This is a genomic window from Haloprofundus halobius, from assembly GCF_020097835.1.
Taxonomy (GTDB): domain Archaea; phylum Halobacteriota; class Halobacteria; order Halobacteriales; family Haloferacaceae; genus Haloprofundus; species Haloprofundus halobius.
On the sequence record NZ_CP083666.1, the window covers coordinates 695,843 to 707,598 of the forward strand.

General features: G+C 67.4%; 18 protein-coding genes and 1 tRNA gene. 16 read left to right on the forward strand and 3 right to left on the reverse strand.

Translation table 11 applies throughout. The features are described 5' to 3' along the window. The first annotated feature begins 15 nt into the window (after positions 1-15). From LAQ74_RS03715 to LAQ74_RS03790, 16 genes are all read left to right on the forward strand, one after another. The gene (locus LAQ74_RS03715; protein WP_224335218.1) at positions 16-540 is read left to right on the forward strand and encodes a 30S ribosomal protein S13; all 525 of its coding nucleotides are present in this window, start codon (positions 16-18) and stop codon (positions 538-540) included. Further along, positions 537-1,064: a 30S ribosomal protein S4 gene (locus LAQ74_RS03720; protein WP_224335219.1), complete on the forward strand. Its 528-nt coding sequence runs from the start codon at positions 537-539 to the stop codon at positions 1,062-1,064. Before LAQ74_RS03715 ends, LAQ74_RS03720 begins: the two co-directional genes overlap by 4 nt. After that, positions 1,061-1,450, forward strand: a complete 390-nt coding sequence (locus LAQ74_RS03725) for a 30S ribosomal protein S11 (protein ID WP_058582895.1) — start codon at positions 1,061-1,063, stop codon at positions 1,448-1,450. Before LAQ74_RS03720 ends, LAQ74_RS03725 begins: the two co-directional genes overlap by 4 nt. Before the next feature lie 5 nt (positions 1,451-1,455). Next, positions 1,456-2,205: a DNA-directed RNA polymerase subunit D gene (locus LAQ74_RS03730; protein ID WP_224335220.1), complete on the forward strand. Its 750-nt coding sequence runs from the start codon at positions 1,456-1,458 to the stop codon at positions 2,203-2,205. A 191-nt stretch (positions 2,206-2,396) separates the two neighbouring features. After that, positions 2,397-2,481, forward strand: a tRNA-Leu gene (locus tag LAQ74_RS03735). A gap of 27 nt (positions 2,482-2,508) precedes the next feature. Then, entirely contained in the window at positions 2,509-2,862 is a 354-nt protein-coding gene (locus LAQ74_RS03740; RefSeq protein ID WP_058582897.1) for a 50S ribosomal protein L18e, read from the forward strand. Next, on the forward strand, positions 2,859-3,296 hold the full coding sequence (locus tag LAQ74_RS03745) for a 50S ribosomal protein L13 (RefSeq protein ID WP_224335221.1): 438 nt from the start codon (positions 2,859-2,861) through the stop codon (positions 3,294-3,296). The genes LAQ74_RS03740 and LAQ74_RS03745 overlap by 4 nt, the downstream gene beginning before the upstream one ends. Further along, positions 3,290-3,688 (forward strand): 30S ribosomal protein S9, encoded by a 399-nt coding sequence (locus tag LAQ74_RS03750; RefSeq protein WP_117595054.1) that lies wholly within the window; start codon positions 3,290-3,292, stop codon positions 3,686-3,688. Before LAQ74_RS03745 ends, LAQ74_RS03750 begins: the two co-directional genes overlap by 7 nt. 12 nt (positions 3,689-3,700) lie before the next feature. Further along, positions 3,701-3,895 (forward strand): DNA-directed RNA polymerase subunit N, encoded by a 195-nt coding sequence (locus tag LAQ74_RS03755; protein WP_058582900.1) that lies wholly within the window; start codon positions 3,701-3,703, stop codon positions 3,893-3,895. Then, entirely contained in the window at positions 3,892-4,068 is a 177-nt protein-coding gene (locus LAQ74_RS03760) for a DNA-directed RNA polymerase subunit K (protein WP_224335222.1), read from the forward strand. Before LAQ74_RS03755 ends, LAQ74_RS03760 begins: the two co-directional genes overlap by 4 nt. After that, on the forward strand, positions 4,069-5,274 hold the full coding sequence (gene eno, locus LAQ74_RS03765; protein ID WP_224335223.1) for a phosphopyruvate hydratase: 1,206 nt from the start codon (positions 4,069-4,071) through the stop codon (positions 5,272-5,274). Beyond that, positions 5,271-6,056 carry a 30S ribosomal protein S2 gene (gene rpsB, locus LAQ74_RS03770; RefSeq protein WP_224335224.1) on the forward strand — a complete coding sequence of 262 codons (786 nt, stop codon included), beginning with the start codon at positions 5,271-5,273 and terminating at the stop codon, positions 6,054-6,056. Before eno ends, rpsB begins: the two co-directional genes overlap by 4 nt. Before the next feature lie 73 nt (positions 6,057-6,129). Continuing rightward, positions 6,130-6,645 carry a DUF8215 family protein gene (locus LAQ74_RS03775; protein ID WP_224335225.1) on the forward strand — a complete coding sequence of 172 codons (516 nt, stop codon included), beginning with the start codon at positions 6,130-6,132 and terminating at the stop codon, positions 6,643-6,645. 84 nt (positions 6,646-6,729) lie between these two features. Next, positions 6,730-7,473 (forward strand): acetoacetate decarboxylase family protein, encoded by a 744-nt coding sequence (locus LAQ74_RS03780; protein WP_224335226.1) that lies wholly within the window; start codon positions 6,730-6,732, stop codon positions 7,471-7,473. A gap of 61 nt (positions 7,474-7,534) precedes the next feature. Next, on the forward strand, positions 7,535-8,587 hold the full coding sequence (mvk, locus tag LAQ74_RS03785) for a mevalonate kinase (protein WP_224335227.1): 1,053 nt from the start codon (positions 7,535-7,537) through the stop codon (positions 8,585-8,587). After that, entirely contained in the window at positions 8,584-9,345 is a 762-nt protein-coding gene (locus LAQ74_RS03790; protein ID WP_224335228.1) for an isopentenyl phosphate kinase, read from the forward strand. Before mvk ends, LAQ74_RS03790 begins: the two co-directional genes overlap by 4 nt. A 124-nt stretch (positions 9,346-9,469) precedes the next feature. On the opposite strand, the gene LAQ74_RS20310 is transcribed toward LAQ74_RS03790, so the two are convergent. The 3 genes from LAQ74_RS20310 to LAQ74_RS03800 all read right to left on the reverse strand — a co-directional run bounded on the left by LAQ74_RS20310 (position 9,470) and on the right by LAQ74_RS03800 (position 11,664). Beyond that, entirely contained in the window at positions 9,470-9,604 is a 135-nt protein-coding gene (locus tag LAQ74_RS20310; RefSeq protein WP_255647742.1) for a hypothetical protein, read from the reverse strand. Between the two features lie 110 nt (positions 9,605-9,714). Then, positions 9,715-10,509, reverse strand: coding sequence for an MBL fold metallo-hydrolase (locus LAQ74_RS03795; RefSeq protein WP_224335230.1), 795 nt, complete (start codon positions 10,507-10,509; stop codon positions 9,715-9,717). Positions 10,510-10,605: 96 nt separating this feature from the next. Then, positions 10,606-11,664 carry an inositol monophosphatase family protein gene (locus tag LAQ74_RS03800; protein WP_224335232.1) on the reverse strand — a complete coding sequence of 353 codons (1,059 nt, stop codon included), beginning with the start codon at positions 11,662-11,664 and terminating at the stop codon, positions 10,606-10,608. Positions 11,665-11,756 lie beyond the last annotated feature (92 nt).

An 11,756-nucleotide genomic window follows, 5' to 3' on the forward strand; every position in this document is an offset into this window, starting at 1 on the left:
CACCCACTTTCCACCATGAGTGCAGAAGAACCACAGGACGGCTCGACCGAAGAGGAGGAGAACCTCCGATACTTCGTCCGCATCGGGCAGACGGACCTCGACGGGACGAAGACGGTCGAGCGGAGCCTGACAGACATGAACGGTATCGGCAAGCGCACCGCGCGCATCGTCGCCGAGAACGCGGGGGTCGACCGAACCGCGACGTTCGGTCGCCTCGACGAGGAGGACATCGACGCCGTCGTTTCGGCCGTCGAGAACCTCGCAGACGAGGTGCCCCCGTGGCTCACCAACCGGCAGAACGATTTCTACACCGGTGAGACGACGCACCAGATCGGCAACGACCTGCAGCAGAAACGCCGCCACGACATCAACCGGATGCAGATGATCAACTCCTACAAAGGTATCCGGCACCAGCGCGGCCAGAAGGTCCGCGGCCAGCGGACGAAGTCCACCGGCCGTACCGAGGGTACCATCGGCGTCAACGTCGAGGCTATCCGCGAGGAGGCCGAGGAAGCTGCCGAAGGCGGTGACGAAGAATGACGACCGGCAAGAACACCAAATCCTACGAGACGCCGAATCATCCGTACCAGGGCGAGCGAATCGCCCGCGAGGGCGACCTGCTCGGTCGCTACGGACTGAAGAACAAGGAAGAGCTGTGGCGCGCGCAGTCGGAACTGCGCTCGTTCCGCCGCGAGGCGCGACGCCTCCTCGGCGACGCGCAGGGCGACATCGACGAGGCCGGCGTCGAGGGCGCAGCGTTCCTCGACCGCCTGCGCCGACTCGGCATCCTGAGCGACTCCGACGACATCAGCGAGATCCTCTCGCTGGACGTCACGGACCTGCTCGAACGCCGTCTCCAGACGGTCGCCTACCGCAAAGGCCTCGGCAACACGCCGAAGCAGGCGCGACAGTTCATCACCCACGGCCACGTCACCATCGAGGGCGCACGCGTTACTGTCCCCTCGAAGAAGGTCGAGGTCGGCGAAGAGTCCACCGTGAGCTTCGAGGATAACTCGCCGCTCGCGGACGAACTGCACCCTGAGCGCGCGGAGGCCCAAGAATGAGCGAGACCAGCGAAGAGACGTGGGGCATCGCCCACGTGTACGCGTCGTTCAACAACACGCTCATCACCATCACCGACCAGACCGGTGCCGAGACCATCGCCAAATCCAGCGGTGGGACCGTGGTGAAGCAGAACCGAGACGAGGCGTCGCCGTACGCGGCGATGCAGATGGCCGAAGTCGTGGCCGAGGAGGTCAAGGCGGCGGGCATCGACGGCGTCCACGTCCGCGTTCGCGGCCCCGGCGGGAACCTCAACAAGTCCCCCGGTCCCGGCGCACAGGCGACTATCCGAGCGCTGGCCCGTGCCGGCCTCGAAATCGGCCGCATCGAAGACGTGACGCCGATTCCGCACGACGGCACGCGCGCTCCCAAAAACCGTAGGTTCTGAAAACGATGGCAAACGAGTACGAGGTCGAGTTCATCGAACGCGAAGAACGGTCGGCGCGGTTCGTCGTCCGAGGGCTGACGCCCGCAATAGCCAACGGCATCCGCCGCGCGATGATCACCGACGTTCCGACGCTGTCCATCGACACCGTCCGGTTCGTCGAGAACTCCTCGGTGATGTTCGACGAGATGATCGGCCTCCGACTGGGCCTCGTGCCGCTGACGACGCCTCTCGACGACTTCGAGGTCGGCGACGAGGTGACGCTTGCGCTCGACGTCGAAGGACCGGCGACGGCGTACTCCGGCGATATTGAGACCAGCGACGAACTGGTCCAGCCCGCCGACGAGAACATCCCGATAATCGAACTGAAAGAGGGCCAGCGCCTCGAATTCGAGGCCGACGCGGTCCTCGAAACCGGCAAGAGCCACGCCAAACACCAGGGCGGCGTGGCCGTCGGCTACCGACACCTGCAGCGGGTGGCGGTCGTCGGCGACGCCGGCGAGTTCGACGAGGCGGAACCGAACATCCTCCGGGGCGTCGTCGAGACGGAAGAGGGCGAACTCGTCGCCACCGACGAGTTCGACAACGACCTCACCGAACGGTACCCCGGCAAGGAAGTCGAGGTCACCGACGTCCCCGGCGCGTTCGTCTTCCACGTGGAGACGGACGGTTCGTTCAGCGCCGACGAACTGCTGCTTCGCGCCATCGACACCATCGATGCGCGCGCGGCGGAACTCGAAGACGCAGTCGCAGTCTAATACAGTACAGATGACCCCCTCAACCACGCACCGACGTTCGCTTCGGCCGCTTCGGCGGCGCCACTGCTCCGGTGGCGTCCCGGAGGCCCGACGAGCGACGGTGCTGTCGGCCGACGCGGCGGCGACCTCCGGGTCGCCGGCGTGTCGGACCGAAAGTGGTTTGAAGGGGCGGAGAGAACACCAAATCGCGTGCAGGGATAGCCAAGTTTGGCCAACGGCGCAGCGTTCAGGGCGCTGTCTCATAGGAGTCCGCAGGTTCAAATCCTGCTCCCTGCACTCCCCTTCTCAGGAGGTTACTTCATCATGAGTAGCAAGACGAACCCGAGACTCACGAGTCTCATCGCCGAGCTAAAGGCGGTTTCGCGAGACGCAGACGCCGCAGTCTGGCGTGACGTCGCAGACCGCCTCGAAAAGCCCCGGCGCACCCACGCGGAAGTCAACCTCGGCCGCATCGAGCGGTACGCGCAGGAAGACGAAACCGTAGTCGTCCCCGGCAAGGTGCTGGGGAGTGGTGTGCTGCAGAAGAACGTCACCGTCGCAGCCGTCGACTTCTCGGGCACCGCCCGCAAGAAGATCGAACAGGTCGGTGACGTGCTGACGCTCGAACAGGTCGCAGAACAGAACCCCGAAGGGTCCAACGTCCGGGTGATTCGATGAGCTACGCCGAATTCGAAGCCGACGTCGTCGTCGACGCACGCGACTGCATCATGGGTCGCGTCGCCAGCGAAGTGGCCCAGCACGCGCTCGACGGCGAGCGCGTCGCGGTCATCAACGCCGAGCGCGCGGTCATCACCGGCCGCGACGAGGACGTGATGGGCGTCTACCGGAAGCGCACGGAGGTCGGCTCCGACCGCGGTCCGTACTACCCGAAGCGCCCCGACCGCATCTTCAAGCGCGCCATCCGCGGCATGGTCCCGTACAAGACCCCGCGCGGCCGCGAGGCGTTCGAGAACGTCCGCGTCTACGTCGGCAACCCGTACGACGACGACGGCGAAGTGCTCGACGGCGCGTCGCTGGACCGACTCTCGAACATCAAGTTCATCTCCCTCGGAGAGGTCTCCGAGAAACTGGGTGCTAACGTCACATGGTAACCAACACGAGCGGTAAGAAGAAGACGGCCGTCGCCCGCGCCACCGTGCGCGAGGGCGAGGGTCGCGTACGAATCAACTCCCGACCCGTCGAACTGGTCGACCCGGAGATTGCCCGCCTGAAGATGCTGGAACCGTTCCGCATCGCCGGCGACGAACTCCGCGACGACGTCGACATCGACGTGCGCGTCAACGGCGGCGGCTTCAGCGGGCAGGCGGACGCCACCCGCACCGCCATCGCCCGCGGGCTGGTGCAGTACTTCAACGACGCCGAACTCCGCGACGCGTACATGGAGTTCGACCGGTCGCTGCTGGTCAACGACGTTCGCCAGTCCGAGTCGAAGAAGTGGGGCGGCCCCGGCGCTCGTGCCCGCTACCAGAAGTCCTACCGCTAAGGTGACCCAACCATGATGATACCAGTCCGGTGTTTCACGTGCGGCAACGTCGTCGCCGAGCACTGGGAAGAGTTCAAAGCGCGCGCCCGCGAGGGTGACGAAGACCCCGCCGAGGTCCTCGACGAACTCGGCGTCGAGCGGGCGTGCTGTCGGCGGATGATGGTTTCGCACAAAGACCTCGTCGACGTGGTGGCTCCGTACCAATGATGCAACAGTACAATCGGTACGAGAAGGCTCGCATCCTCGGCGCACGAGCGCTGCAGATTTCGTACGGCGCACCCGTGCTCGTCGAATCGCAGCAGACCGAACCGATCCTCATCGCGGCCGAGGAGTACGACGCCGGTGTGCTCCCGTTCACCGTCCGGCGGGGAGAGACGTAGATGACGCTCGTCACCGACGTTCGACTCCGCCGCGTCCTCGACTCGCGGGGCAACCCGACCGTCGAAGCCGACGTGTTGACCGAGTCCGGCGGTTTCGGCCGTGCGGCCGCGCCCAGCGGCGCGTCGACCGGCGAGTACGAAGCCATCGAACTGCCGCCGAGCGAGTCCATCGCGGCGGCGCGCGACCGCGCCGTGCCGCGCCTCGTCGGCGAGGTGTACGCAGGCAACCAGCGCGAAGTCGACAACGCGCTTCGCGCCGCCGACGGCACCGAGAACTTCTCGGAGCTCGGCGCGAACAGTGCCGTCGCCATCTCGATGGCGGCCGCGAAAGCCGGTGCCGACGTGCTCGGCGCCCCGCTGTACCAGCATCTCGGCGGTGCGTTCCGCGGCGAGGAGTTCCCGACGCCGCTCGGCAACGTCGTCGGCGGCGGCGAACACGCCGCGAAGGCGACACACATCCAGGAGTTCCTCTCCGCGCCCGTCGGCGCACCGAGCATCGACGAGGCCGTCTTCGCCAACGCCGCGGTCCACGCGCGCGTCGCCGAGATCCTCGACGACCGCGACATCGCCGCCGCGAAAGGCGACGAAGGTGCGTGGGCACCAGCCGTCGACGACAGCGAGGCGTTCGAGATCGTCGAGGAAGCCGTCTCCGACGTCGAAGACGACCTCGGCTTCGAGATCCGTTTCGGCCTCGACGTCGCCGCCGCGGAGTTGTACGACGAGGACGCCGACGCCTACCGCTACGGCGACAGGGAGCGCTCGACCGACGAGCAGATAGCGTACATCGCCGACCTCGTCGACGAGTACGACCTCGTCTACGTCGAGGACCCCCTCGACGAGAACGACTACGAGGGCTTCGCAGACCTCACCGACCGCGTCGGCGACCGGACGCTCATCTGCGGCGACGACCTGTTCGTCACCAACGTCGAGCGACTGCAGACGGGTATCGACGAGGGCGCGGCCAACAGCATCCTCATCAAGCCGAACCAGATCGGAACGCTGTCGGACGCCTTCGACGCCATCGAACTGGCGACGAAGCACGGCTACGACTCCGTCATCTCGCACCGCTCCGGTGAGACGGAAGACACGACCATCGCACACCTCGCCGTGGCGACCGCCGCACCGTTCATCAAGACGGGCGCGGTCGGCGGCGAGCGAACCGCCAAACTCAACGAACTCATCCGCATCGCGGACGACGCAGTATGACCGAAAACGACAACGAAGCACTCGAGACCGCCGAGGAGGAGATCGAGGAGGAGGCCACCGGCGAGGCCGGTGCCAATCCCGAGGTCGACCCCGACATCGAGGCGGACGACGACCTGCCCGCCGAGGGAGCCGACGAGGCCCCCGAGGCCGAAGAAACCGACGACAGTCCGATGTTCGACGAGGACGTCATGCCCGACGACGAGGCGGACCTCCTCATCCCCGTCGAGGACTACCTGCAGGCTGGTGTCCACATCGGGACCCAGCAGAAGACCAAGGACATGGAGCGGTTCATCCACCGCGTCCGCGACGACGGTCTCTACGTCCTCGACGTCAGCCAGACCGACAAACGCATCCGCACGGCCGCGGACTTCCTCGGGAACTACGACCCCGAGCAGGTGCTCGTCACCTCCTCGCGTCAGTACGGTCGGTTCCCCGCCGAGAAGTTCGCCGACGCCATCGGCGCGCGCGCCCGCACGGGCCGCTTCATCCCCGGGACGCTGACGAACCCCGACTACCGCGGCTACATCGAGCCGGACGTCGTGGTCGTCACCGACCCCATCGGCGACGCGCAGGCCGTCAAGGAGGCCATCACGGTCGGCATCCCGGTCATCGCGATGTGCGACTCGAACAACCAGCTGTCGAACGTCGACCTCGTCATCCCGACGAACAACAAAGGTCGTCGCGCGCTGTCGGTCGTCTACTGGCTGCTCGCCAACGAGACGCTCGACCGCCGCGGCACCGACACCGTCTACGCCCTCGAAGACTTCGAGGAAGGCATCTGAGCGGCCGATTTCGACGACGACGCTTACTTCATTTTCCGACGATTTGAAGCCGATAGTGACTCCTATCAGACGTATGAGTGACCCGCCGCCGGGCCGGGCGACCAAAACAGCCGAGAGCCGACAGCGATGGGGCTGGTCGGGTCACGGCGTTGGGGCGAGGGTAGAGAAAGACGCAGTCGGCCTCTTTCTCGACGACATCGCCTACGCGTTCGCGGACATCTCGGTGTCGGCGCTCCCGGTGATACTCGCCGTCTACCTCGGGGGAGACATCCGATTCTTCGGCGCGAGAACCGCCACGCTCGTCGCGTGGCTGACGATGGTCGTCGTCGCGGCGGTCGTCCGCGGCGGCTGGGTGACGCCGCTCGGCTCCGACGTTCCCGGCTGGGTGACGCTCGCGCCGTCGCTCCTCGTCCTCCGACTCGTGTACTTCAACGCCGCGCTCGCGCTGGCGGGGTACGGCGGCGCGGCGATAGCCGGCGACCTCGCGCTGCCGCTCGAATCCGTCGTCTTCGCGGTTGTCGTCGGCGCGCTCTCGGTGGCTCTCTTCCCGCGTCTCGCCGAGGAACTCTCGCGGCGACTCGCCGACTGACAGAACGGGCGACGGTTAGTGGGCTGACGAAACGAGCTCGAGGTCGATGCGGGATTTAAGCCGCCGGTAGGCGTTCTCGAACGTATGACCGGCACGGACGAAGTGACCACGCTCTCGACCGGACACACCGTCTCGCTGCCGCTTCGGTGCGAGGCCGACGCCGCGGGCGCGACGTTCACCGCGCGGTGGGGGCGACTCCGTGCCGCGGTTCCCGAGGGACTGACCCCGATTCGCGTCGCGCCGCGGTCGGGGCTCGTCACCCTCGCGGGCGTTCGCTACCGCTCGGTAGGGGGGTTCGACCCCTACGAGGAGTTCGCGGTCATCATTCCCGTCGCGCGGCGGACGGTCGGCGGGCGAGGGGTGCCGCGTCTCGGAACTAGTGCTGAAGTCGGCGGCTACGTCCTCGCGCTCCCGGTGACGACCGAGGCGTCGACGGCGCTTGGAAGAGAGATCTGGGGCTACCCGAAGACGGTCGCCGATATCTCGGTCGTCGACAGCGACGACGGGATGCGGGTGAGCGTCGGCGCAGGAGGAACCGCACCGACGACGCTGGCGGTGCAAGACGGGGGGACGCTTCCGCTCTCGCTCGACGTCCGGACGACGAGTTACAGCGTCAGCGACGGCGTCCTCTCGCGAGCACCGATAGACCTGCTCGGGGAGGTACGCGTCGGCGTCGGCAGTGCTCGTCTCGACGTCGGTGGCGGAGCGGTGGGGGCGACGCTCCGCGAGTTGCGCCCCGGTCGAGCAGTCGGGCGGTTCGTCGCGCGGCGGCTTCGAGCGCACGTCCACGCGCCGGTGGCGGTGGACGGCGAGACCCCGCGAGGGTAGCGAGAGGGTCGCGGGACTCGATTCGCATACCCTTAAGCGGCCGCTGTCTCTCTGTTCGACCATGACCGTTTCGAGCGCCCCGGGTAAGGTGTACCTCTTCGGGGAGCACGCCGTCGTCTACGGCGAACCCGCGGTGCCCTGCGCCATCGAGCGCCGCGCGACCGTCAGCGTCGAACCGCGAGCAGACGACCACATCCGCGTCACGGCGCGGGACCTGAGCCTCGACGGCTTCACCGTCGAGTACTCGGGGTCGACCGGCGACCACCCCGACGTGAACGTCCCGACGCCGCTGGTCGAGGCGGCGATGGGCTACATCGACGCGGCGGTCGAACAGGCGCTCGACGCCGCCAGTCGCGAGAACGTCGGCTTCGACATCACCGTCGAGAGCGAGATCCCGCTCGGCGCGGGCCTCGGCTCCTCAGCCGCCGTCGTCGTCGCCGGTATCGACGCGGCGACGCGCGCACTCGGCGTCGAACTCGACCCGCGAGAGATCGCCGAGCGCGCCTACCGGGCCGAGTACGAGGTCCAGGACGGGCAGGCATCGCGCGCCGACACGTTCTGCTCGGCGATGGGCGGCGCGGTCCGCGTCGAAGCCGACGACTGCCGGACGCTTGACGCACCGAATCTCCCGTTCGTCGTCGGCTTCGACGGCGGCGCGGGCGATACCGGCGCGCTCGTTGCCGGGGTCCGCGACCTCCGCGAGCGTTACGAGTTCGCCGCCGACACCGTCGAGACCGTCGGTGATATCGTCCGCAACGGAGAGCAACTGCTCGCCGACGCCGACCCGGAGGAGCCCCCGACCGACGAGTTGCTGGCGGAGCTCGGCAACCTGATGGACTTCAACCACGGCCTGCTGGAGGCGCTGGGCGTCTCCTCGCGCTCGCTCGACAACATGGTGTGGGCCGCGCGGATGGCGGGCGCACACGGCGCGAAACTGACCGGCGCGGGCGGCGGCGGCTGTATCGTCGCGCTCGACCCGACGCCGGAGACGGAGACCGGCCTCCGCTTTACGCCCGGTTGTGAGGACGTGTTCCGCGCGGAGTTGGCGACCGAGGGCGTCCGCGTCGAGGCCGGGCACGCAGGCGACACGCCCACCGAGGGGACGGCCGAATGACGACTGTTCTCAAACTCGGCGGGAGTGTCGTCACCGACAAGGACACGCCCGAAACCGTCGACGACGAGGCGCTCGACGCCGCCGTCGACGCCATCGCGGAGTCGGGCGTCGAAGACCTCGTCGTCGTCCACGGCGGCGGGAGTTTCGGCCACCACCACGCCGCCAACTACGGCGTCAGCACTACCGAGGGAACGACCGACGCGGCGGGCGCGCTCGCCATCCACGCGGCGATGAAGCGGTTGAACGACGCCGTCGTTTCCCGTCTCCAGTCGCGAGACGTTCCGGCGCTGCCGGTTCACCCCCTATCGGTAGCGGCGCGGCGAGACACCGGCGAAGCTAGTGAGAACGACACGTCGCTCTCGCTGCCGCTGGACTCGACAGAGACGCTGTTGGGCGAGGGGTTCGTCCCGGTGCTCCACGGCGACATCGTCGCGCACGCGGGCCGCGGCATCACCGTCGTCTCCGGAGACGAACTCGTCGTCAGACTCGCCGACGGACTCGAAGCGGAGAGGGTCGGCCTCTGCTCGACGGTTCCGGGCGTGTACGACGAGGACGACGTCGTCGTCGACGAGATCCGGTCGTTCGAGGACGTCGCCGCGGCGCTCGGCGAGAGCGAATCGACCGACGTCACGGGCGGGATGGCCGCCAAAGTCCGGGCACTACTGGCGATGGACGCGCCCGCGCACGTGTTCGGCCCCGACGGCGTCGGGCCGTTTCTCGCTGGCGGGTCACCGGGGACGCACATCGACGGTCGGTGAGCAGTTCAGAATCGAACGGCCGCGACGCTGCGGGTGAGTACGAGTGAGTACGGGTGAGTACTACTGAGCACGGGCGAGTACGAGCGAAAAATCAGGGTTTTCGAGCGCCCCCACGTCTCTCCGTTCAGGCTTCGAGGCCGAGTTTCACCAACTCTTCGTCGGTGTGTTCCTCGCGGAGTTCGTCTTCGTCGTGTTCTGCGAGCAACTCGCGGCGCTCGCTCTCGCTCAGTTCGTCGATAGATGTTGTATGGTGGCACATAGCACGAGACGGTTAGCCGCTGACCCGTAAGTGGGTTTCGGCGTCTCACCTGTCGTCCGACTCGGTGCTCTGCGTCGCGTTTCCGTACTCGTACCGAGCGACGTCGGTCGCTACTCAGGGATTTCGAATCGCAGGCCGTCGCGGGCGATTCGCACGTCGCCGTCGAAGTTGGCCTCCACGCTGTCGAGCATCTCGCGGTGTTTGCCCTCGGTGTGGGGATAGAGGTGGGTGAGATACAGTCGGTCGATATCGCACCCGGCCAGCGCCTCGCCCAACTGCGTCGGCGTCGGGTGGTTCGACACGTCGATTTCGTCGGGAAAGGAGCAGTCGTGCGCGAGCACTCGGGAGCCGTCCGCGAAGTTCGCGAGTCCCTCGAACGCCTCCGAGTCGCCCGAGAACGTGAACCCGTCGTCGAAGCGGTAGGCGAGACAGGAAATCGAGTGATGCGTCTCGTGGGCTTCGACCGAGTAGCCAGCGACCTCGAACGGTTCGCCCTCGGTGACTTCGCGGACCGCAAGTTCGACTCTGTCCTGCAGGTAGTCGTGGACAGACAGCAGGTCGTCGAGAAGCGACTTCGTCCCCGCGGGGCCGACGAGTTCGAGGTGGTCCTCTCCGGCGAGCCAGCGCGCTTTCAGGAGCGCGAGGAGGTCCGAGACGTGGTCGAGGTGGTGGTGCGTGAGGAGGACGCTGGCGACGCCCTCGTAGCCCACGTCGGTCTGGCTGAGGCGGTGGAGGACGCCCGCGCCGCAGTCGACGAGCAGAGGGCGTCTGTCGGCGGTGTCGGTGCCGACTCCGCCGTTCTCGTCCCCGCTTTCGTCGTCCGCGCTTGGTTCGAGCAGGAGCCCGGTCTGGACGCGGTCTGGGAGGGGCATCGCGCTCCCGGTGCCGAGAAACGTGACGTGCATACCGGAAGAGTCGCGCTACACCCCGAAAGTGGTTCGGCCGTTCGCGCGGCGTTGCCGACGACGGCGGATGTCGACTCCGCTACCTCTCGAGACCGTTCAGTTCTCGGGCTTCAGATCGTCGAGGGTCGTCCGTGGGTTCCGGTAGCGACCGAGCACTTTCCCGTGGAGCGGTCCGTTCGTGGCGAGGACGTTCCCGCGGAGGATGGTCTCGACATCGTCGTCGCCGCGGAAGTCGCTGACGCGGCCGCCCGCCTCCTGGACGATGAGCGTCCCGGCGGCGACGTCGACCGGTTTGAGCGCCCAGCAGGAGAACGTGTCGAACGCGCCCTCCGCCAGCAGGACCATGTCGACCGCGGCGGCACCGAGCTGCCGGATACCGAGCGACTCCGCGACGAACTCCCTGAACAGCAGGAAGTAGCGCGGGTTGACGGCGCTCGCGCCGCTGTAGAAGCCGACGGAGTTGAACGACTCCTCGATGGTGGAGACGTCCGTCACCGACAGCGGTACCACCGACTCGACCTCCGTCGGGTCGCCGCCGGTGTCCTCGAACTTTATCGCGCCCTCGCCGGCGACGGCGGCGTACACCTCGTCGCGCGGCGAGTAGTAGACGAGGCCCGCGTGGAGCTCGCCCTCCCTGACGACGGCGATGGAGACGCAGAAATGCGGGATGCCGCGCACGTAGTTGGTCGTCCCGTCGAGCGGGTCGATTATCCAGACGAAGTCGCCCGAGCGCGTCCCGCCCTGCTCCTCGCCGAACAGCGTGTGGCCGTCCTCCTCGAACTCGTCGCCGAGCTCGTCGCGAATCGTGTCCCGGATGGCCTGCTCTGCCTCCGTGTCGACCTCCGTCACGAGCTGCTGGGGCGCCTTCGTCTCGGCGGTCTTTATCTCGCCGAACTGCTCGTCGTGAATCGCCGCCGCCTCGCGGGCGGCCAACAGCGCGATTTGGAGGTAGCGGTCCTCCAGTACCGCGCCGTCGGTCTGCTGTCGGGGGACCGCCGACTGGTCTCTGCGGCGACCGAGCGCGCTCGCGACGTCGCTCCACCCCGCCGCGCCGCCGACGCCGGCGGTCGCCCCGACCGCGCCGAGCGCCTTCAGCGTCCGGCGGCGGCCGTCGTCAAGTCTCTCGTTCTCCTCCGGTGGATTCTGCCCGTGCATGATACACGAGGTGGTGCCGTCGCAAAGTATATAATAATCGACCATGATATAACTTGCCGTCTGGCGGCCGACGCCGACAGTCCAGCGGTCGC